Genomic DNA, 20,950 nt, shown 5'->3' with positions numbered 1-20,950 from the left:
CACGGCCGGCAGGCGTCGAAAGGGCGGCCCCTCGGGGAGCCGCCCTTTCGGCGTTAACGACTGGTCGACGGCGGAATGGATGGCAGGCCGCCGGACGCCGGGCGCACCCGTTGACGACGGACGCGCCGGATAACGACGAACGCACCCGGGGTTCCGGGTGCGTTCGTCGTTTTGGAGTGCGTTTGCCGCTTCGGGGTGTGCCTACTTCCCGACGGAGAGGGGGCTCTCGGACGGTGCCACGTCACCGGCGGGGGCCTTGTTCAGCCGTGAGTTGCGGTAGCCGTAGGCGAAGTAGATGGAGAATCCGAGGACAAGCCATCCCGCGAAGAAGATCCAGGTGATCGTGGCGAGGTTGAGCATCAGGTAGATGCACAGCAGCGCCGAGAGGATCGGAAGAACCTTGCCGAACGGTACGCGGAATGCCGGGCGCAGGTCGGGGCGCTTGCGGCGCAGCACGAGGATGCCCAGGCTCACCATGATGAACGCGGAAAGGGTGCCGATGTTGATCATTTCGGCGAGGATCTCCACCTGGGTGAAGCCGGCGATCAGGGCAACGATGACGCCGCACAGGATCTGCGTGCGGGCGGGCGTTCCGTGCTTGGCCGAGGTGAGGCTGAGGAACCGCGGAAGCAGTCCGTCACGGCTGAGGGCGAACACCACGCGGGCAAGGCCCATGAGCAGCACCATGATGACGGTCGTGAGGCCGATGAGGCTGCCGATCGAAATCACTCCTGCCGCCCAGTCGGCGCCCACGAGCTGGAAGGCGGTGGCCAAGGAGGGCGCACCGGAGGCGCCGAGGTCGGTGTAGGACACCATGCCCGTGACAACGAGGGTGACCAGGATGTACAGCACCGTGACGACGGCCAGGCCGGCGAAGATGCCGCGCGGCAGGGTGCGGCTGGGGTTCTTGACCTCTTCGGCGGAGGTGGCGACGACGTCGAAGCCGATGAAGGCGAAGAAGACAAGTGCCGCACCGGAAATGATGCCGGTGAAGCCGAACGCCGACGGGGTGGCGCCGCTGAGGAATGAGAGGAAGGGCTGGTCGGTCCAGCTTGCGGCGGCGTCGGCCGGGGGCTGGGACGCGGGCACGAACGGCGCGTAGTTCTCGGGGCTGACGTAGAAGAAGCCGACCACGATGACGAAGAGGACGATCGCGATCTTGATCACCGTGAAGACGCTGTTCACGCGGGCGGAAAGCTTGGTCCCGATCACCAGCACTGCGGTGAACACGGCAACGATCAGGAGTGGTCCCCAGTACAGGGGAAGGCCGAAGAAGCTGATCTCGGAAGGGACGTCCAGGTTCAGGACGGCGAAGAGGTCGCTGAGGTAGATGCCCCAGAACTTGGCGATGACGGCGGCTGCCATGAGCAGCTCGAGGATGAGGTTCCAGCCGATGATCCAGGCGAGGAGTTCGCCCATCGTGGCGTAGGTGAAGACGTAGGCGCTTCCTGCGACCGGGATCGCTGTGGCGAACTCGGCGTAGCACATGATGGCCAGGGCGCAGGTGATGGCCGCGAGCACGAAGGAGATGGAGACTGCCGGGCCCGCGTTGAAGGCTGCTGCCTGTGCGCCGACGGAAAAGATCCCCGCCCCCACGGCGACCGCGATACCCATGATCATCAGATCCCAGGTGTTGAGGGAGCGCTTGAGCGTACGTCCCTTTTCGTCAGAATCAGCAATCGACTGCTCTATCGATTTGGTGCGGAAAAGATTCACGTGATCGGTCCTTCTGATGGAATCGCGGCAGTTCGGGGAAAACTGCCCCGATAATCCTAGATTCGTCCATTCAGCGGTCAGGAATCCGTCCATATCGTGAGACGCCAGTGGGCGCGGCCGGCCTGCCGGACCAGAACTGCGGTGAAGGGGCATCGGCGCTGCCGCGGGGCCTCGGCTGCCGCACTCTTTAGCGTCTCCCGCACCACGAAGCGACGAACGCACCCGGGATACGGCGTGCGGCGGTCGCGTTCGGGTGCGGCGGTCGCGTTCGGGTGCGGCGGTCGCTTCCGGGTGCGGCGGTCACATCCGGGCAGCGCGGGCGTTGGCCGGTGCGGCGGCGATCGGGCCGCACGCGTCAGCGGACGACGGCGACCGGCTCCGGCCGGGGCTCCGGCTGCGTGGAGAGCTTCGCGCCTTCGACGTCGACGTCGGGCAGGACCCGGTCGAGCCAGCGCGGAATCCACCACGCCTTCTTCCCGAGCAGGTACATGGCCGCGGGAACGAGCGTCATGCGCACCACGAAGGCGTCAAGCAGCACGCCGAACGCCAGCCCGAACCCGATGGGCCGCACCATCGTCAGGTGTGAGAACACGAAGCCTGCGAACACCGAAACCATGATGATGGCGGCTGCCGTCACCACGCGGGCGCCGTGGCTGAAGCCGACCCGGACTGCGGCGCGGGCGGAGCCGCCGTGGACGTACGCCTCGCGCATGCCGGAGACCAGGAACATTTGGTAGTCCATGGCGAGCCCGAACAGCACCCCGATGAGGATGATCGGCAGGAAGCTCAGGATCGGACCCGGGTTCGTGACGCCGAAGATCCCGCCGAGCCATCCCCACTGGTAGATCGCCACGGTCGCCCCGAAGCTCGCCAGCAGCGAGAGCAGGAACCCTGCGGTGGCGATCAGCGGCACGAGGATTGACCGGAAGACCAGCAGCAGCAGGATCAGCGAGAGGCCGACGACGATGCCCAGATACAGCGGCATGGCCTCCATGAGCTTGGCCGAGACGTCGATGTTGGCCGCCGTCTGGCCGGTCACCGCGATCGAGGCGCCGGTGTCGGCCTCGACGGCGGCGGAGGACGCCCGCAGGTCGCGCACCAGGTTTTCGGTGGACTCGCTGGCCGGACCTTCCTCGGGCAGGACCTGGAAGACAGCAGTCCGGCCGTCGTCGCTGACCGCCGCAGGAACCGATGCGGCAACGTCGTCGATTGCGGCAAGGCGGTCGTTGATGTCGAGGCGCAGGGCCGTGAGCTCCGCCTCGCCGGCGGTCTCCGGCAGCGACCCCACGACGATCAGCGGACCGTTGGTTCCCTCGCCGAACTTCTCCCCGACGGCACTGTAGGCCTCGAACGCCGTCGAGTCGGCAGGCTCGGAACCGCCGTCGGGCAGGCCGACCCGGAGCTGGGCCGCCGGCACGGCGATGACGCCGAGCAGGAGGATTCCGGCAAGCAGGGTGAGCAGCGGCTTCCGCGTGACCACTCCGCCCCAGCCGGAGCCCGCCTGCGCCCGCCGGTCGGCAGCCGCCTGGCCGGTGTCGCTGAGGGCGGACGCCGAGGCGGCCGCCCGTGTCTGCTTCGCCCAGCGTCTCTTCGAGATGAGCCGCATGCCGATGACGCCCAGGAGGGCGGGGGTAAGGGTCAGCGCCACGAGCACTGAGACGGCCACCGTACCGGCCGCGGAGAGGCCCATGATGGTCAGGAACGGCAGCCCCGGCACTGCCAGCGCCGCGAGCGCGACAACCACGGTGATACCCGCGAAGAGGACGGCGTTGCCCGCGGTCCCCGTGGCGCGGCCCACCGATTCCTGCAGCTCCATCCCCGCGAGCAGCTGGGTGCGGTGGCGGTTCACGATGAACAGCGAATAGTCGATGCCCACGGCGAGACCGAGCATCAGGGCCAGCACCGGGGAGATGCTGTTCATTTCGATGATCCCCGACAGCGCGAAGGTTGCCCCGACGCCGACGCCCACGCCGATCACGGCCATCAGCAGCGGGAGCCCGGCGGCAATGAGCGTGCCGAGCATGACCACGAGGACGAGCGCGGCGATGAGCAGCCCGATGATCTCGGCGTTCCCGAAGATCTCGGAGACGTCCTCGACGATGTCCTTGCTGTAGTCGACGGTGATTCCGGTGTCGGGCGCCATCCCGGTTGAGTCCTGGACGGCCTCCCGCAGCTCAGGGCTGACGGCGTTGATCTGCTGTTCGAACTGGACGCTGGCCACGGCGGCAGATGAATCATCGGACACCAGCCGGACCCCGGAACTTGAGGCAAGCTGGCGCTCGGCGAGTTCCAGGTCGGTGCGCCCCTGGTCGAGCCGGGCTTCAGCCTCCTCAAGCTTGGCTTCGTTGGCCTCGAGTTGCGCCTGCCCCTCGGCCAGCTGCGCCTGCGCGGCACGGGCCTGGGCTTCGGGCAGGAACTGTGCGCCCTGCTCAAGCTGCGCCCGCTGGGCCTGGAGCTGCGCCCGGCCCTGCTCGAGCTGCGCCCGGCCGGCGTCGAGCTCCTCGCGCCCGGCTGCAAGCTCGGCCCTGCCGTTGTCGATGTCGGCGCGGCCCTGCACGACCTGCGCTTCGACGTCGAACGGGTCGACGACGGCGCGCACGCCGTCCAGCTCCGCCACCCGCCCGAGGGACCGCTGCACGGCGGCCCGCTGCTCCTCGGTGAAGGCCGAGCCGTCGCGGGTCTGGAACACGACGGTTCCGGTTCCTCCGACAGCCTCGGGCAGGGCGGTGCGCAGTTGGTTCGATACCCGCTGGGACTCCGTGCCGGGGATGGAGAAGTTGTTGGTCAGCGTGCCGGAGAACAGGACGGCGCCCCCGCCCACGGCGAGGATGATTGCCAGCCAGGCGGAGACCACCCACCAGCGCCTGCGGTAGGCGAACTTGCCGAGCCGGTAGAGCAGAAATGCCATGAGGGGTTGTCCTTGGGGTGACGAGGGTGGGGTGGGTGGGGCCGGGCGGTCAGGGCGAGTGGCGGAACCCGTCCCGGAGCATCGAGAGGGCCTTCACCATGCGCTTCTCAAGGTCGGCACCGGCGTCGTCGTCCGGTCCGGGCCGGTCGGCCGCCCAGTCCTGGAGGGCCGCCTTCGCGCAGGAGAGCACCGATCCGACGAGCGCGCTGACGTAAAGGGTTGACGAGGAACTGCCGAGACGGTCGTGGACGGCCTCCACGATGCGGGCCTCGGCGCGCTCCCAGGCGTAGAGCTGCGCCCGCAGCAGTTCCGGGTTTCCCTCGGCCATGCGGAAGAGCTCGCCCTGCACCGCGAGGTTCTGCACCTTGGCGGCGGCGGTGAGTCCGCCGATCATGGCGTCGAGCAGGGGTTCTTCGGCGGGTCGTTCAAGGAAGCTGCCGATCGCGAGGTCGAGGAAGGATTCCATGCGCACGCTGAGCGCTTCCTCGGCGCTGTGGAAGTAGTTGAAGAAGGTGCGCCGCGAGACTCCGGCCTGGACGGCGATCTGTTCCGCCGTGAAGGCACCGGGGCCGTGGCTGCGTGCGAGCGTCAGCGCCGCTTCGGCAATGGCCCTTCGGGTGTCGAGCTTGTTCTGCTCCCTGCGGCCCCGCGGCTCGGCCGTTTCTTCTTCCGTCTCCACGCTTCGAGGGTACGTCGAATTTTGCACACGGTGCAAGAAATACTTGGAGCAATCCCGACCGGCCAAGGCCTGGGGCCGCCGCGCGGGTCTAGGCTTGCCCTGAAACTCCACCGAAAGGCACTGAAATGAAGCGCATCTTCCTTGGATCGGAGCTGGAGGTCTCACGGCTGGGCCTGGGCTGTATGGGAATGTCGGCCTTCTACACAGGCAGCGGCACCGACGACGATGCCTCAGTGCGCACCATTCACCGGGCGCTCGAGCTGGGCATCACCTTCTTTGACACGGCCGAGATCTACGGCCCTTACACGAACGAGGAACTGCTGGGCCGGGCCTTCGCTGACAGGCGGGACCAGGTGGTGATCGCCACCAAATTCGGAACCATCCGCCATACCGGCTCGGGCGAGCGGGGTCTCGACGGCAGCCCGGCCAATGTGCGTCTGTCCGTCGAAGGCTCGCTGCGGCGCCTCCGCACCGACTACATCGACCTCTACTACCAGCACCGGATGGACCCCGCCGTACCCGTCGAGGAGACGATGGGCGCGCTGGCCGAGCTCGTCGGGCAGGGAAAGATCCGGCATATCGGCCTGTCGGAGGCGGCCCCGGCCACCCTCCGCCGGGCCCACGCCGTGCACCCGGTGACGGCCCTGCAGACCGAATACTCGCTGTGGACCCGCGATCCCGAGCAGGAGATCCTTCCACTGGTGCGCGAACTCGGAATCGGGTTCGTTCCCTACTCGCCTTTGGGCCGCGGATTCCTCACCGGCACCATCCGCACCCTCGACCAGCTCGACGAAGCCGACTTCCGGCGCCACAGCCCGCGATTCGCCGGGGAGAACCTCAAAGCGAACATCCGGATCGTCGAACAGGTCGACGCCGTGGCGCGGCAGGTCGGAACCACTCCCGGGCAGGTCGCCCTGGCGTGGCTTTTCGCCCAGGGCGGCGACCTGGCCCCGATTCCGGGCACGCGTCGGATCCAACACCTCGAGGAGAATGTCGCCGCCGAGGCCCTTGAGCTGACGCCGGAGCACCTCGCCGCACTCAGTGCCGTCGCCGCGCCCGTCGGGGACCGGTATGCGGACATGTCAGCGGAGAAGCCCAACGTCCGGCTCAGTCGAGCCGCGGCGTCCGCGGGGGAAGGGTGCGCCGTGTTCCTGTCGCCTCGAACGCGGCGGCGAACGTGAGCAGCGCCGTGTCTTCATAGGCCCGTCCGGCGAAGGTGAGGCCCACCGGCATTCCGATGTCGGGCATCGTGCCCATGGGCACCGTGACTGTGGGGATCCCGAGGTGCCTCGGGACGAGGTTGCCGTTGGCGACCCACACGCCGTTGCGCCACCCGAGGTCGGCCGAGGCCTCATTGACGTCCATGTCGGCCGGGCCGACGTCGGCGGCGGCGGGGAACACCACGGCATCCAGGCCGAGGCGGTCCATCCAGTCCTCGAGGTCCACGCGGCGGGTTTCCTCGAGTCCGTGCAGGCCCTCGGCGAGGTGCGGGATGTCAAGGAACGATCCGACTGGATGGTCGCGGACGCGGGCCGGGTAGGTGGTGATGTCGTCGTCGAACCCGTCGTAGCGGTCCGGCAGCGCCCCCGGTGGGGAGGGGAAGATCGCCCCGCCGTCGACCACGGCAAGGGTGTCCAGTGCCGGGTCGCCATTGGCCTTGAGGAAGTCGTCCCACGCCCAGGCGGAGAGGTCGGTGATCTCGCGCTCGAGATACTCCGGGCTGACGAGGCCGCGCGCCGCGATGGTGGGCGCGCCGGGGCGGTCGCCTTCGTAGTTGGAAACCACCGGGAAATCGACAAGCACCACCTCGGCTCCCGCGGCTTCGAGGTCGCGGCGCGCGGCCTCCCACAGGTCGATGACGGACGGGCGGGTCTCGATGCGCGTGCCGGTTGGCCCGCCGATGCCCGGGCTCTCGCCCGTCCCGGCCTCCGGGTCGGCATTGATGTACATGCGGGGCACGCCGAAACGCCTGCCCCTCAGTGCCGCCCGTGCGCCCTCGATGCCCGCGGGGGCAAGCGCCGGGTAGGACTGCGGACGGAGGGCCGACGCCGGCGGAATCGGAATCCACGGCTGGGCCCGCCAGAAGTCGCCGCGCGTCTCGGTGTCATCGGCGACGATCACATCGAGGAGCTCGAGCAGGTCCGCCATGGAGCGGGTATGCGGGACGACGACGTCCATGGTCGGCACCAGGGGCCAGTTGCCGCGCACCGAGATGACTCCGCGGGACGGCGTGTAGGCGCACAGGGCGTTGTTCGACGCCGGTGCCCGTCCGCTGGACCAGGTTTCCTCGCCCAGGCCGAAGGCCGCGAAGCTTGCCGCCGTCGCCGTTCCGGAGCCGTTCGATGATCCGGAGGCGAACGCGGCGGTGAGGTAACCGGCGTTGTAGGGGCTTTCGGCGCGGCCGTAGAGGCCCCGCTGCATGCCGCCGTTGGCCATGGGCGGCATGTTTGTCAGGCCGATCAGCACCGCCCCCGCACCCCGCAGCCGTTCGATGGTGAAGGCGTCGCGCTGGGCGGTGAGGTGCTCGAAGGCGGGCGAACCGGCAGCCGCGGTGAGCCCTGCGGCAAGGTAGCTGTCCTTGGCCGTGTAGGGGATGCCGTCAAGCGGCCCGAGCACCGCGCTGCGGGCGCGCCGGGCGTCGGAGGCGCGGGCGTCGGCCAGTGCTTCGGGGTTTCGCACAACGACCGCGTTGAGCGCGATGCCGCTGCTGTCGTAGGCGTCGATGCGCGCAAGGTAGGCCCGGGTCAGCTCCTCGCTTGTCGTGGCGCCTGACTCAAGTGCGGCGCGAAGCTGCGCAATGGAGGCCTCCACGACGTCGAACCGGGCCATCAGGCGTGCCCGCCAAGTGCGGGCTGCTGCTGGGTGATGCAGTGGACGCCTCCGCCGCGGGCAAGGATCGGCCGGGCATCCACCGTCACGACGCGGCGGCCCGGATAGGCCTCCGCGAGGATCTCCGCGGCGAGGCTGTCGGCGCGTTCCTCTCCGTAACCGCAGGCGATGACCCCGCCGTTGACCACGAGGTGGTTGACGTAGCTCCAGTCGACGAAACCCTCCTCATCGCGGAGGGTCGCAGGCGCCGGCAGTTGGATCACCTCGAAGGGTTTGCCGTCGGCGTCGGTCTGGGTGTCGAAGAAGGCGCCCAGGGTGCGGCTCACCTCGAAGTCGGGGTGTTCGGGGTTGGTCTGGGCGTGCAGGAGGATCCGGCCGGGTGAGGGCAGGGTGGCAACCATGTCGATGTGGCCGCGGGTGCCAAGGTCCTCGTAGTCGCGGGTAAGGCCGCGCGGCACCCAGATGGTTTTCGTTGTCCCGAGGGTGCGTTCCAGTTCCGCCTCGACGCGCGCCTTGTCGGCATAGGGGTTGCGGCCCGGGTCAAGCTGCACCGTTTCGGTGACAAGGACTGTTCCCCTGCCGTCGACGTGGATGGCGCCGCCTTCGTTGACGAGCATCGAGCTGACGAGCTCGGCGCCGCTCCGGGCTGCAACGAAGCGGCCCATTCCGGCGCTCTTTTCCCATTCGGACCAGGCCGGTGCGCCCCAGCCATTGAAGGTCCAGTCCACCGCGCCGAGCACCCCCGGGCGTTCATCGTCGACGACGAAGGTCGGCCCGACGTCGCGCATCCAGAACTCGTCGAGGGGGGCCTCGACGAGCTCGACGCCGCCGCCCAGCATGTCCCGGGCGCGCCCGCGCTCGCTGGGATCGACGACCATGGTGACCGGCTCGAACTCGGCGACTGCATGGGCGACGGCGGTCCACGCCGCATACGCTTCGGCTGCCGACGCGGGGTCCTCCCCCAGTGTCAGTCCTGCCCGGGGGAACGCCATCCAGGTACGCTCGTGGGGTGCGGTCTCGGCCGGCATTCTCCAGGCCATGGGTGGCTCCTCCGTGATTCGGCCGTGCGCGGCATCCTTGCCGGAGCGGGCGCAGGGTTTGTGCTGGTGCGGCACCGGGTGCGGAACCACTTATTGATCGTATGATCAATAGAGTTGAAAACTACTTTAGACTGGGACGTGATGTCAAGCACCGTATCCAAGCGCGCAGCGCGGAAGCCCCCCTCCGAACGCGCCGCCGAAATCGCCGAAGCGGCCCGGGAACTCGCCCTCGAGCGGGGGCTTTCGGCAATCTCGCTGCGCAGCGTTGCAGCACGGGTGGGAGTCGCCTCGGGGCTTGTCGCGCACTACCAGCCCAATGTCGACGCGCTTGTGGCGCTCACCTTCTCAACGATCGTCGCGGCCGAGACGGCCGAGGTCGCCGCAATGCTGGACCGGCTCCCGGACCCCCCACAGCGGCTCGCACTGCTCCTTGACACCCTGCTCGACGGCGGCCGCCTTGACGTGACGGCGGTCTGGGTCGAAGCGTGGTCCCTGGGCCGCCGGAACGAGGCCCTTGCGGCAAGCGTGAGGGAGCAGATGGACGCCTGGCAGGCGGTGCTGCAGGACGTGGTCGAAGCCGGGATTGCGGCAGGGAAGTTTGAAACCCCGGATGCTGCTTCAGTCGCCTGGCAGATCCTGGGCATGATCGACGGGCTCAACGCCCAGGCGCTCGTGCGCTGGAACGGGGTGAACGACCGCGGAGCGCACCTCGCCCACGCGGTTGAAGGAATGGTCGGTGCGGCCCGCGGTTCGCTGGTTCCCGGAAGCCTGCCGCAGGGCTGAGCCCGTCCGCCCGAAGGCTGCGGTGCCACCCGGCCGGTGCATACGGAGCCTCCCGCGGCCGCTTCGCCGGGACCGCGCCTGGAAACGGGAGCGGCCGGCTTCGGCACAGAGCAGGAGCCCCGGCTGGGCCGGGGCTCCTGCGGTGCAATGCTGTCCGTCCGTGAAGGATGCCGCTAGGGCATCAGCCGCGAGCGGATGAGGAACCGTTTGCCCTCGGGCGCCTCAACGGAGAACCCGCTCCCCCGGCCGGGCACGACGTCAACGGTCAGGTGCGTGTGCTTCCAGTACTCGAACTGCTCGCGGGACATCCAGAAGTCGATGTGCCTGCTGCCGTCGCCCGCGATGTCGAGGACGCCGAGCAGCACATCGGCCTCGGCCGTGATGAAGTCCCCCGCCGGATAACACATGGGCGAGGATCCGTCGCAGCACCCTCCGGACTGGTGGAACATCAGCGGTCCGTGGAGGTCCCACAGCTTGCGCAGCAGTTCCACCGCCGGATCCGTCAGGGCCACCCGGGAGAAATCCTCCCCCGGAATGACTACCGAGGCATCAACTGTCACTGCGTCTCCTTAGAAGAACCCCAATTTGTTTTCGGAGTAGCTGACCAGGAGATTCTTTGTCTGCTGGTAGTGGTCAAGCATCATCGCGTGGTTCTCCCGTCCGATGCCCGAGGACTTGTACCCGCCGAACGCGGCCCCAGCCGGGTAGGCGTGGTAGTTGTTGACCCAGACGCGTCCGGCCTGGATTTCGCGGCCGGCGCGGTAGGCGATGTTGCCGTTGCGCGACCAGACGCCTGCGCCGAGCCCGTAGAGGGTGTCATTGGCGATCTCGAGGGCCTCGGCGTAGTCCGAGAACCGTGTGACCGAGACGACCGGCCCGAAGATCTCCTCCTGGAAGACCCGCATGCTGTTGGTTCCCTCGAACACGGTCGGCTTCACGTAGTAGCCCTCGGCGAGGTCGCCGTCGAGCATCAGCCGCTCGCCGCCGGTGAGGACCTTCGCCCCCTCCTGCCGGCCGATGTCGAAGTAGGAGAGGATCTTCTCGAGCTGGTCGTTGGAGGCCTGCGCTCCGACCTGCGTGTCGGTGTCGAGCGGGTTGCCCTGGACCATCTTCTCGACGCGGGCGAGGGCGTCGGCCATGAAGGAGTCGTAGATCGAGCCCTGGATCAGCGCCCGCGACGGGCAGGTGCACACTTCGCCCTGGTTGAAGGCGAACAGGGCGAACCCTTCGAGCGCCTTGTCGTAGAACGAGTCGTTGTTCTGCGCCACATCCGAGAAGAAGATGTTCGGGCTCTTTCCGCCAAGTTCGAGGGTGACCGGGATGAGGTTCTGGCTGGCGTACTGGCTGATCAGCCGGCCCGTCGTCGTCTCGCCGGTGAACGCGATCTTGCGGATGCGCTTCGAGGAGGCAAGGGGCTTGCCGGCCTCCACGCCGAACCCGTTCACGACGTTGACGACGCCTGGCGGGAGGATGTCGCTGAGCAGTTCCATGAGCACGAGGATTGAGGTCGGTGTCTGCTCCGCCGGCTTGAGCACGACGGCGTTGCCGGCGGCGAGCGCGGGGGCGAGCTTCCAGACGGCCATCAGGATGGGGAAGTTCCACGGGATGATCTGTCCGACCACGCCCAGCGGCTCGTGGTAGTGGTAGGCCGTTGTGTCGTCGTCGAGCTGGGAGATCCCGCCCTCCTGTGCACGGACGGCGCTGGCGAAGTACCGGAAGTGGTCGGCTGCCAAGGGAAGGTCGGCGGCGAGGGTCTCGCGCACGGGCTTGCCGTTGTCCCAGGTTTCGGCGACGGCGAGCATTTCGAGGTTCTCCTCGATCCGGTCCGCCACCCGGTTCAGGACCGCTGCCCGTTCCGCAACCGATGTCTTGCCCCAGGCCGGGGCCGCCTTGTGCGCGGCGTCGAGGGCGAGTTCGATGTCCTCCGCGGTTCCGCGTGCCACCTCGCAGAAGGCCTTGCCGGTCACCGGCGAAATGTTCTCGAAGTACTGGCCCTTGATCGGAGGAGCCCATTCGCCGCCGATCCAGTTCTCGTAGCGCGGCTTGAAACTGACCTTTGAACCATCCTGGCCAGGCTGGGCGTAAACAGTCATTGTCCAACTCCTTGAACTTGGGTTACACGGTGGACGTCCTTATCCACCCGCCCGACGCTAGGGGCCGGTATGTTGCATCAACGTTGCACCGGCAGGCGGCGGTGGTCAGACCCGGCCCGGTACGCCCAGTTCCTGCTCCAGCCATTCGATGTGCCCGACGACGGCGGCCCGCTTGGGCGAGCGCGCCGGAAGGACCTTCAGGGACAGCTGCCACGCCTCGGCGTCGTATTCGGCTTCGGGGAGCTGGAGGTAGCGCAGCAGGGTGTCGGGGCCGCCGTCATTGAGCACGGCATCGCGCAGCAGGCAGCTGACCTCGCTGCGCAGCCGCAGGACCGCCGGCGCCTGCGATCGGGGAAGCACCTGCCCGTTGTACATGCCCAGGGCGAGCCGGTGGGCGCCGCGGTGCAGGTAGTTGAGGACCTGGACGGCGTCGACGACCAGCTCGGACGGCAGCCGGTAGGGGCGCGACCTTGGCACGAGCGCTCCGGCCGAGTGGGCCAGTGCCTTGCGCAGCCTGAGCATCTCGGCACGGACGGTGGTCACCGAGGCGTGCTCCGGATAGGCCATGACCGCCAACTGTTCCGCGGAAAGGCCCTCGGGGTGAAGTGCCAGGAGGGTGAGTAGTTCCGCATGGCGCAGGGTCAGCTCGATGGTGCGGCTGCCGGCGTGGAGGACCCCCGGATCCTTGCCGAGGATCTGCAGGCTGTCCCGGTACAGCGTTGCGGGCTTTGCCGCCGCGCGGTGCCCGGGCTTGGCGAGCCGGCTCTGGAGCCGTTGAATGCTCAGCTGGGCCTCAGCGGCGAAGACGCTGGCTTCGACAAGGGCCAGCGTGTGACCGGCCACGGCCTGGGAGTCCCCGGTAATGTCGACGACGCCGAGCACCGCCCCGGTATCCGGGTCGTGCACCGGTACGGCGGTGCAGCTCCAGGGGTGCGCCTGGGCGTTGAAGTGCTCGGCGCCGGCGATCTGCACGCTTTCCCCGAGGGCCAGGGCTGTGCCCGGCGCGCTGGTCCCCACCGCCGACTCGGACCAGTCGGCGCCTTCGGTGAACAGCATTTGCTCAGCCCTGCGGCGCAGCGCATGCTCCCCGTGCACCCACAGGAGCCGGCCGTTCTCGTCGCCCACCGCCACGAGCAGGCCGCTGTCCCTGCTCGGCTGGACCAGCAGACGTTCGATGACGGGCATGACGGCGGCCAGCGGGTGGCGTTGGCGGTAATCCTCGAGTTCGTCCTCGGACAGGCTCATCCGTGCCTGGGCGCCCTCGGGGCTGCGCAGGTGCGCCAGGGAGCGGAGCCAGGAATCGCGGACGAGTCCGCGGAGGTTGCCGTCGACGGCGGATCCCTGGCCGAGTGCGAGGTGGGCGGCGAAGGCACGCTGCTGCACGGAATGCGACGAGAGCTCCCCCAGGGGCGACTGTCGGGACAGCGGCATCTTCACTCCACTCGTGTGTCCCGCCACACCGGGCGGCCGGGACTCACAGTGTAACCGAGGTCACTTCCCGCGCGATATCGCAATCATGTGTTCACGTGGGACCACCTTGACCCGCTCCCGGATGAGCTCGGAGCTGCCCGAGGTGTTGACGTAGTTCGCACCCAGTTTGAGCTCGTGCGCGTCGAGTTTCAGCCAGCCCTCCCACGTGGTGTACTCGACGCCACGGCTCTCCAGCAGGGCGATGACGGCGTCCTCGGAGGGATCTTCCGCGGGCGGCAGGTTAAGGCGGTCCTCGAGCAGGAACCCAATGGTTTCAAGGGCGTCGCCCTTGGTGTGACCGATCAGTCCGACGGGGCCGCGCTTGATCCAGCCCGTTGCGTAGATGCCCGGAACGGGGTTGCCGTCCACGTCGATGACCCGTCCACCCTCGTTCGGGATGACCCCGCGGACGGCGTCGAATCCTACCTCGGGAAGTTCGGACCCGAAGTATCCGATTGCCCGGTACACGGCCTGCACCGGGTAGTCAAGGAATTCACCGGTTCCGCGGACGGTGCCTTCGCCGGTGAGCTCGGTGCGCTCGAAGCGGATTCCGGCTACCTTGCCGGGGGTCTCCGGGGAGTCGTAAATCTCCACGGGGGTGTGGAGGAAGTGCAGGTGAAGCCGGCGGGAGGCGCCCGTGGGCTCGTCCTCGACGAGCCAGTTGGTCAGCGTCTTGACCATCGTCTTGGTCTGGTTGTTTGAGGCGATCTGCTGCTCGGAGGCTTCGTCGAAGTCAAAGTCCTCCGGGTACAGGACGATGTCGACGTCGCGGGAATGGGAAAGCTCACGCAGCTCAAGCGGGGTGAATTTCACCTGCGCGGGCCCGCGGCGGCCAAAGACGTGGACGTCGGTCACGGGTGAGCTCTTCAGCCCCGCATAGACATTGTCGGGGATCTCTGTGATCAGGAGGTCGTCGGCGTGCTTGGAGAGCACCCGGGCGACGTCGAGGGCCACGTTGCCGTTGCCGATCACCGCGATTTCCTTGGCGGTCAGCGGCCATTCGCGGCTGACGTCCGGGTGGCCGTCGTACCAGGAGACGAAGTCGGCGCCCCCGAAGGATCCCTCGAGCTCGATGCCGGGGATATCGAGGTCGGCGTCCTTGACGGCTCCGGTGGCGAAGATGACGGCGTCGTAGAAGCGGCGGAAGTCCGAAAGGGTGAGGTCCCGGCCGTAGTGGACGTTGCCGAGGAACCGGATGTCACCGCGGTCCAGCACCTTGTGCAGGGCGTTGACGATGCCCTTGATGCGCGGGTGGTCAGGGGCAACGCCGTACCGGATCAGTCCGTAGGGCGCCGGGTACTGGTCGAAGAGATCGATGCTGACCTCGAAGTCGCCTCCCTGGACCTGGTGGGACTTCGTCAGGATATCCGCGGCGTAAACGCCTGCCGGCCCGGATCCGATGATCGCGACCCGCAGCGGGCGTCCCCCGGCTGAGGTAGACACTGATTTGCCTTCTTCCGACATGGAAACACTCCCGATGGATATTCTGCGCAATTAGCGCACAGTCCCTTATTCTAAATGCCGCTCCTAGGGGCCGTCTAAAACAGTGGCGCGGATCACCGTCGCGGATTGCCGCCGCGGCCCGGCGGCGGGGCTCGCCCGGCGCAGTGAGCGGCGGAATAAAAGCCCGCCCGAACCGGTTCGCTTGAATGTGACCGGAGCAACAGAAGCCAAACCGAAACGCCCGGCCCGCAGCGAAAACTCGCTGGGCATCCTGTATGGCATCGGCGCCTACGGGCTGTGGGGCCTGCTTCCCCTCTACTTCATCGTGCTCAAGCCCGCCGGACCGGTTGAGATCGTCGCGAACCGCGTCCTCTGGTCGCTGCTGTTCTGTGCCCTCCTGCTGACGGTCATGAAAGCCTGGCCGACGGTCACCGCGGCGGTGCGCACCCCCCGCATTGTGGGGGTCCTCGCCGTGGCGAGCGCCCTTATCGCCCTGAACTGGCTCACCTACACCTACGGGGTGACCACGGGGCACGCCATCGAGGCGGCGCTGGGCTACTTCATCAACCCGATCGTTTCGGTGCTGCTGGGCGTGATCGTGCTGCGCGAGAAGCTCCGACGGCTGCAGTGGGTGGCGATCGGAATGGGTTTCGTCGCCGTCATTGTCCTGGCCGTCGGGTACGGGTCGGTGCCGTGGATCGCGCTGACGCTCGCCTTCTCGTTCGGCCTGTACGGCTTCGTCAAGAAACGGGTTGGCCCGCGCGTCGACGCCGTTTCCAGCCTCAGCATCGAAACCGCGCTGCTGGCGCCCGTCGCTGCCGGGGTGATGATCTGGCTCGCTTCAACCGGCGCCGCCACCCTGACCTCCGAGGGAAGCGCCCACTTCTGGATCATGGCCGCCTCCGGGGTGATCACCGCTGTGCCGCTGATCTTCTTCGGGGCCGCCGCCCGCCGCCTGCCGCTGAGCACGATCGGGCTGCTGCAGTACCTGGCACCGATTCTCCAGTTCCTCCTTGCCTATCTGGTGCTCGGCGAGGAGATGCCGCTGGAGCGGTGGATCGGGTTCAGCCTGGTGTGGCTCGGCCTGGCCTTGCTGACCATTGACATGCTGCGGACCGTACGCCGCTCCGCCCGCCCCGGAAAGGGTTCGCGCAGGCCTGCGGCGGGCGTCGCCGTTTCAGGGGAGAAGGGGGCCCGGATTTCCTCCTAGCCGCACGCCGGCTAGGCATTTCGCTGCCGCGGCGCAAGGGGAAAAAGCCAGGCACGGACCACCTGCGGGCCGTGCCCGGCCGGGATAGTGTCGGTAGCGTCGGGAACATGAGCCGTCCGGGGCAGGCGATCCGTCCGTTCACGCCCGGGATGGCAGGAATCGGGATTTTCTCGAGGTCCGCACATGGGGAGCTGAGGCGAGATCCATGGAGAACGAGACAGCATCGGCCAGGAAGGCGGCATTGCCGCTGCGGTCGGAAATGGACCTCGATCCCCTGCTTGAGCGCATCGGCGGCGCCCGGTACGTCCTCATCGGAGAGGCTTCCCACGGGACGCACGAGTTCTACGCATGGCGGGCGGCGCTTTCCCGGCGCCTGGTCGAAGAGAAGGGGTTCACCTTCGTGGCGGTCGAGGGCGACTGGCCGGACTGCTATGCCGTGCACCGTTCGGTGACTTCCGCACCCGAGGCGCCGGAGGATCCCGTCGAGGTGCTGCGCGGCTATGACCGCTGGCCGACCTGGATGTGGGCGAACGACGAGGTAGCCGACTTCACCCGCTGGCTCCGACGCTTCAACGCCGGCCGCGCGCCGGATAACCGGGCAGGCTTTTACGGTCTCGACGTGTACAGCCTGTGGGATTCCCTGCGGGCGGCGCTTGGGTACCTGGAACAGCACCACCCCCAGCACGTCGACATCGCACTCGAGGCCTTCCGCTGCTTCGAGCCCTATGCGGAGGACCCGCAGTCCTATGCGCGGGCCACGCGGTGGGTTCCCAGCGGATGTGAGTCCGAAGTCCTGAGGCTCCTGACGGAGCTTCGAAGCTACATCGCCGAGGCCGACGACGCCGACAGGTCGAGCCGCTTCAACGCCGAACAGAACGCGCGCTCGGCCGCGGGGGCGGAGGCCTATTACCGGACCATGGTGAAGGGCGGGCCGGATTCCTGGAATGTCCGTGACCGGCACATGGTGGAGACGCTCGAGGAACTGATGAAGCACCACGGGCCCGGCGCGAAGGCCGTGGTGTGGGAGCACAACACCCATATCGGGGATGCCCGCTGGACCAACATGGCCGATGCCGGAATGGTCAACGTCGGGCAGCTGGTCAGGGAAGCCCATTCCCCGGAGGAGGTCGTGCTTGTCGGTCTCGGGTCGCACCACGGGAAGGTGTTGGCCTCCTCCAAATGGGGCGGGTCCGTCCGCTCGATGACCATGCCGGCGGCAAGGAAGGGCAGCACCGAATGCTTTCTCCACGACGCGCTGGGCGAAGACCATTCCGCCCTGTTCGTCTTCGACGGCTCGGAGGGCGACTGGGCCGGCGCGTCCAGCGGCCACCGGGCCATCGGGGTGGTGTACCACCCCCACGCCGAGCGGTGGGGCAACTATGTGCCGACGGTGCTGAACAGGAGGTATGACGCCTTTCTGTGGATCGATGAGACCACGGCCCTTTCGGCCCTGCGGGAAAGCTCGAGGCACGGGCACGCTAACGAGATGGAGACCTGGCCAACCGGAACCTAGCCGGAGGGCGTGCGGGGCCTAGAAGAGGTCCTCCAGGGGCCCGCGGGGGCCGGGGCGGTGCTTCAGTCCGTCCGGGAGGCCTTCGATGGTCCCGTCCCTTCCCGCGCCGCGCAGGGTGACCCGTGAAGCGCCGAGGCGGACGTTGCCTGCGCTGATGCTCCCGAATTCCTCCGGCAGGACCGGGGCCAGGCACACCTCACCCTGCGGAAGGAGGGGGTCGAAGCGAAGGAGGGTGCGCAGGAGGTGAACCGGCGACGCCGAGGCCCAGGCCTGGGGGGAACACGACGTCGGGTAGGGAACGGGATCGGCGAACTCGTCACGGGAGAAGCCGCAGAAGAGCTCGGGCAGCCGGCCGTCGAAGTGCTCTGCCGCGTCGAACAGTCCCCGGGCAACCCTGACCGCTTCCTCGACGAATCCATACCGCATGATGCCCGCGGCCACCAGGGTGGTGTCGTGCGGCCAGACGGAGCCGTTGTGATAACTGACCGGGTTGTAGGCGCCCATGTCCGCGGCGAGCGTGCGGATCCCCCAGCCGGTGAACATCTCCGGCGACATGAGCCGTTCGACCACCAGGGGCGCCTTGTCGGCGTCGACGATGCCCAGCCACAGGCAGTGGCCCATGTTCGAGGCGCAGGCATCCACCGGTTCCTTGTCCTTGTCCAGCGCCACGGCAAAGTAGCCCTTGTCCGGCAGCCAGAACCGGTCGTTGAACTCGGCCTTCACATACGCAGCCTTGTGAGCCCAACGTGCGGCGCCCGCGTCGTCTCCGAGCTGCCGTGCCAGCAGTGCCCGCCCCAGGTACGCACTGTAGACGTAGGCCTGCACCTCACAGAGCGCCAGTGGAGCCTCGGCCAGCCGCCCGTCGGCGAAGTTGATGCCGTCCCACGAGTCCTTCCACCCCTGGTTCACCAGGCCGTGGTCGTTCCTCCGTCCGTATTCAACGAACCCGTCGCCGTCGCGGTCGCCATACCGTTCGATCCACTCCAGGGCCCGGTCGGCGTGGGGCAGCAGGGAGGAGAGCAGGTCGTTGGCCAGGCCCCAGCGGCCCAGTTCACCGAGGAGTGCCACAAACAGGGGGGTGGCGTCGGCGGTGCCGTAGTAGGCGTGGTTTCCGCCGAGGGCGAGCCCCCCGCTGGTCCCCAGCCGGACCTCGTGCAGTATCCGTCCGGGCTCCTCCTCGGTTGCCCGGTCAACTTTCGCTCCCTGCATCGATGCAAGGGTCTGGAGGGTTCCGGTGGCCAGCGAGGGATCAACGGTCAGCGCCATGTAGGAGGAGATGAGGGAGTCCCTGCCGAACAGCGCCATGAACCAGGGGGCGCCTGCCGCCACAGCCGCCCGTCCGGGGTCGTCGGGATCGAAGATCCTCAGGGCGCCGAGGTCCTCCTGGCTGCGGGTGAGAACGTGTTCGACGTTCCTGTCGGTGATCGAGAGCCGGGGGACCTCCCTCTCCCAGTCGGCATACCGGCGCGCCGCTACATGGTGCACCGAGTCTGCGGTGGGCGAAAACGGCTCATCCGGGCCGGCACCCTCCACGAGGGGGGTGCTGATGATCCGGACCGACCACGACTCCCGCGGCCCGACTTCCGCCAGGAACAGGAGCGCGCTCTGGGTGACAACCGCTCCGGGCGCGCTGATTGCAACCCCTCGCTGGGACCCGTTCCGCGCCGATTCGATCCGCAGCTCATCCCCGCGGACCTGCCGTTCGCACTCCTTTGAGGTGGGGATCCTTCCGCCTTTGACGTCGAAGAGGTCGCTGAGGTCGGCATCGACAAGGATGTGGATCCGGCAGCTGACCTGCCGTTGCGAAAAATTGCGGACCTTGATGTCATCGCGCAGCCCCGGGCCGACCTCGCGTTCGTGTTCCACAACGATGGGGCTGTCGGCACCACCATCGGATCCGCCCGGCCTGCCGACGAAGACCGCCCGGTAGGGTTCACGCGTTCCCGCCGTCAGGGGTTCCAGCGGGGCGCCGTCGACAGTGAGCTGCCACCGCGAGAGGATGCGGGTGTCCTGGTAGAACGCGCCCTGGGGAAGGCCGGGAAGGATGTCTCCGCTCTGGGCCGAGATGCAGAATGAGGAACCCTCAACGATGGTCACTGCACCGAGGCCCGGTGAACCCGCAGCAGTATCCGCATTCCATGCGTTCATGGACCGCTCCCTATCGATATTCCGCTACCGACAAGCCGTTGGGCCGTCGCCCCCGTCAATCGTCCCGCAACCCGAATTGCGGGGCAATTTGCTACGGCTCACCCCGCCGCCGCGGTCTGAAGATACAGGGCCAGGTGCTCCCTGACCATGCGTTCGGCGCTGAAACGCTCCTCGGCGCGGGCCCGGATGACGCGCCGGTCCAGCCCCGCCGCCGAGGTCAGGAGCGGTGCCAGCGCTTGAGGGGTGTCGGCGAAATATCCTGTCACCCCGGGCTCGACGATCTCGGGGGCAGCTCCAAGCGGTGTGGTGACCACCGGTGTGCCCGTGGCAAGGGCTTCGATCATCACCAGCCCGAAGGGTTCCGGCCACTGGATCGGGTTCAAAAGGGCAACCGCGTCCCCCAGGAGCGCGTACTTGTCGCCGTCGGCAACCTCACCGAGGAACTCCTCATTCGCCCCGAGGATCGGTTCAACGGCGTCGTGGAAGTACTGAAGTTCAATGGCTTCCCGCATTTTCGCCGCGATCCTCAGGGGAATTCCGGCGGCCCGGGCGGTGATGATTGCCTCGACCACGCCCTTGTCGGCGCACATGCGCCCGAGGAAACAGACATAGCCGCCCTTCCCCTGTCCGACCGGCACGGCGGAAAAGTCCATGCCGTGGTGAATGACGGCGGCCACCTGGATATCCGGCGACCCGCTGAGCTGGCTGTGGGAGATCGCGATGATCGCCGTGTCCTGCGACGCGGTCCGGTACATCGCGCGGCTGACGGGGGTCAGTCGGTTGTGGATCGTTGCAACCACAGGCACGCCCGGTGGCCGGTGCCGGTACAACGGTCCCGTGGGGGTGTGGTCATGGATGAGGTCGACGTCGGCAAGCCCGCCATAGGCGCGCGCAACGTGCGGCAGCTCCGAGCCGGTGATGCCGAGCGGCGAAGGATCCGAAACGTCGGTTCCCGGAAGCAAGGGAACCGGGCACTTGCTGTCGGCCGGGGCTGCCAGCAGCACCTCGTGGCCGGCTTCGGTGAGGCCTCGCGCCAGGGAGTCGACCATCAACTCAACACCGCCGTAACCCAGCGGCGGAACCGGAAGCCACGGTCCTGCGATCAACCCAATACGCAT

At 67.9% G+C, this 20,950-nt stretch carries 15 protein-coding genes; 4 read left to right on the top strand and 11 right to left on the bottom strand.

Annotated features, from left to right (window positions below):
• Positions 1-201 precede the first annotated feature (201 nt).
• From AC4D14_RS07435 to AC4D14_RS07425, 3 genes are all read right to left on the bottom strand, one after another.
• Entirely contained in the window at positions 202-1,716 is a 1,515-nt protein-coding gene (locus AC4D14_RS07435; RefSeq protein ID WP_490901147.1) for an amino acid permease, read from the bottom strand.
• Positions 1,717-2,071: 355 nt separating this feature from the next.
• Positions 2,072-4,624 (bottom strand): MMPL family transporter, encoded by a 2,553-nt coding sequence (locus AC4D14_RS07430; RefSeq protein WP_490901145.1) that lies wholly within the window; start codon positions 4,622-4,624, stop codon positions 2,072-2,074.
• A gap of 49 nt (positions 4,625-4,673) precedes the next feature.
• Positions 4,674-5,303: a TetR/AcrR family transcriptional regulator gene (locus AC4D14_RS07425; protein WP_490901143.1), complete on the bottom strand. Its 630-nt coding sequence runs from the start codon at positions 5,301-5,303 to the stop codon at positions 4,674-4,676.
• Positions 5,304-5,428: 125 nt separating this feature from the next.
• Here AC4D14_RS07425 and AC4D14_RS07420 point away from each other — a divergent pair, with 125 nt between their 5' ends.
• Positions 5,429-6,484, top strand: coding sequence for an aldo/keto reductase (locus tag AC4D14_RS07420; RefSeq protein WP_490901141.1), 1,056 nt, complete (start codon positions 5,429-5,431; stop codon positions 6,482-6,484).
• Here AC4D14_RS07420 and AC4D14_RS07415 read toward each other — a convergent pair.
• Both AC4D14_RS07415 and AC4D14_RS07410 read right to left on the bottom strand, forming a co-directional pair.
• The gene (locus AC4D14_RS07415; RefSeq protein WP_490901139.1) at positions 6,411-8,132 is read right to left on the bottom strand and encodes an amidase; all 1,722 of its coding nucleotides are present in this window, start codon (positions 8,130-8,132) and stop codon (positions 6,411-6,413) included. The two genes, AC4D14_RS07420 and AC4D14_RS07415, sit on opposite strands and share 74 nt — an antisense overlap.
• Positions 8,132-9,172, bottom strand: a complete 1,041-nt coding sequence (locus tag AC4D14_RS07410; protein WP_490901137.1) for an agmatine deiminase family protein — start codon at positions 9,170-9,172, stop codon at positions 8,132-8,134. Before AC4D14_RS07410 ends, AC4D14_RS07415 begins: the two co-directional genes overlap by 1 nt.
• Before the next feature lie 141 nt (positions 9,173-9,313).
• Here AC4D14_RS07410 and AC4D14_RS07405 point away from each other — a divergent pair, with 141 nt between their 5' ends.
• Positions 9,314-9,955, top strand: a complete 642-nt coding sequence (locus tag AC4D14_RS07405) for a TetR/AcrR family transcriptional regulator (protein WP_490901136.1) — start codon at positions 9,314-9,316, stop codon at positions 9,953-9,955.
• 173 nt (positions 9,956-10,128) lie between these two features.
• Here the strand turns inward: AC4D14_RS07405 and AC4D14_RS07400 are convergent, their stop codons facing one another.
• The 4 genes from AC4D14_RS07400 to AC4D14_RS07385 all read right to left on the bottom strand — a co-directional run bounded on the left by AC4D14_RS07400 (position 10,129) and on the right by AC4D14_RS07385 (position 14,982).
• Positions 10,129-10,515, bottom strand: a complete 387-nt coding sequence (locus tag AC4D14_RS07400; RefSeq protein ID WP_490901134.1) for a DUF779 domain-containing protein — start codon at positions 10,513-10,515, stop codon at positions 10,129-10,131.
• A 9-nt stretch (positions 10,516-10,524) separates the two neighbouring features.
• Positions 10,525-12,048: an acetaldehyde dehydrogenase ExaC gene (exaC, locus tag AC4D14_RS07395; RefSeq protein WP_490901132.1), complete on the bottom strand. Its 1,524-nt coding sequence runs from the start codon at positions 12,046-12,048 to the stop codon at positions 10,525-10,527.
• Positions 12,049-12,153: 105 nt separating this feature from the next.
• Entirely contained in the window at positions 12,154-13,479 is a 1,326-nt protein-coding gene (locus AC4D14_RS07390) for a GAF domain-containing protein (protein WP_490901131.1), read from the bottom strand.
• A gap of 60 nt (positions 13,480-13,539) precedes the next feature.
• The gene (locus AC4D14_RS07385; protein WP_490901129.1) at positions 13,540-14,982 is read right to left on the bottom strand and encodes an FAD-dependent oxidoreductase; all 1,443 of its coding nucleotides are present in this window, start codon (positions 14,980-14,982) and stop codon (positions 13,540-13,542) included.
• A gap of 187 nt (positions 14,983-15,169) precedes the next feature.
• On the opposite strand from AC4D14_RS07385, the gene rarD reads away from it, so the two are divergent.
• The gene (gene rarD, locus AC4D14_RS07380) at positions 15,170-16,171 is read left to right on the top strand and encodes an EamA family transporter RarD (protein WP_490901127.1); all 1,002 of its coding nucleotides are present in this window, start codon (positions 15,170-15,172) and stop codon (positions 16,169-16,171) included.
• Positions 16,172-16,376: 205 nt separating this feature from the next.
• A complete protein-coding gene (locus AC4D14_RS07375; protein ID WP_490901125.1) occupies positions 16,377-17,684 on the top strand; it encodes an erythromycin esterase family protein in 1,308 nt (435 codons plus the stop codon).
• An 18-nt stretch (positions 17,685-17,702) separates the two neighbouring features.
• On the opposite strand, the gene AC4D14_RS07370 is transcribed toward AC4D14_RS07375, so the two are convergent.
• Positions 17,703-19,832 (bottom strand): amylo-alpha-1,6-glucosidase, encoded by a 2,130-nt coding sequence (locus AC4D14_RS07370; protein WP_490901123.1) that lies wholly within the window; start codon positions 19,830-19,832, stop codon positions 17,703-17,705.
• A gap of 98 nt (positions 19,833-19,930) precedes the next feature.
• Positions 19,931-20,950, bottom strand: coding sequence for a glycosyltransferase family 4 protein (locus AC4D14_RS07365; RefSeq protein ID WP_490901121.1), 1,020 nt, complete (start codon positions 20,948-20,950; stop codon positions 19,931-19,933).

The sequence above is a fragment of the Arthrobacter sp. TJ-254 genome (genome assembly GCF_058269175.1).
Note: the sequence above shows the minus strand (reverse complement) of the source record. Positions and strands in the feature narration are given on the sequence as shown.

What these genes read in the sequence shown, in the direction of transcription:
- AC4D14_RS07430 (WP_490901145.1), bottom strand. Translation starts at nt 4,624, where the DNA reads ATGGCATTTCTGCTCTACCGGCTCGGCAAGTTCGCCTACCGCAGGCGC.
- AC4D14_RS07420 (WP_490901141.1), top strand. Translation starts at nt 5,429, where the DNA reads ATGAAGCGCATCTTCCTTGGATCGGAGCTGGAGGTCTCACGGCTGGGC.
- AC4D14_RS07415 (WP_490901139.1), bottom strand. Translation starts at nt 8,132, where the DNA reads ATGGCCCGGTTCGACGTCGTGGAGGCCTCCATTGCGCAGCTTCGCGCC.
- AC4D14_RS07410 (WP_490901137.1), bottom strand. Translation starts at nt 9,172, where the DNA reads ATGGCCTGGAGAATGCCGGCCGAGACCGCACCCCACGAGCGTACCTGG.
- AC4D14_RS07405 (WP_490901136.1), top strand. Translation starts at nt 9,314, where the DNA reads ATGTCAAGCACCGTATCCAAGCGCGCAGCGCGGAAGCCCCCCTCCGAA.
- exaC (WP_490901132.1), bottom strand. Translation starts at nt 12,048, where the DNA reads ATGACTGTTTACGCCCAGCCTGGCCAGGATGGTTCAAAGGTCAGTTTC.
- AC4D14_RS07390 (WP_490901131.1), bottom strand. Translation starts at nt 13,479, where the DNA reads ATGCCGCTGTCCCGACAGTCGCCCCTGGGGGAGCTCTCGTCGCATTCC.
- AC4D14_RS07385 (WP_490901129.1), bottom strand. Translation starts at nt 14,982, where the DNA reads ATGTCGGAAGAAGGCAAATCAGTGTCTACCTCAGCCGGGGGACGCCCG.
- AC4D14_RS07375 (WP_490901125.1), top strand. Translation starts at nt 16,377, where the DNA reads ATGGAGAACGAGACAGCATCGGCCAGGAAGGCGGCATTGCCGCTGCGG.
- AC4D14_RS07370 (WP_490901123.1), bottom strand. Translation starts at nt 19,832, where the DNA reads ATGAACGCATGGAATGCGGATACTGCTGCGGGTTCACCGGGCCTCGGT.
- AC4D14_RS07365 (WP_490901121.1), bottom strand. Translation starts at nt 20,950, where the DNA reads ATGCGTATTGGGTTGATCGCAGGACCGTGGCTTCCGGTTCCGCCGCTG.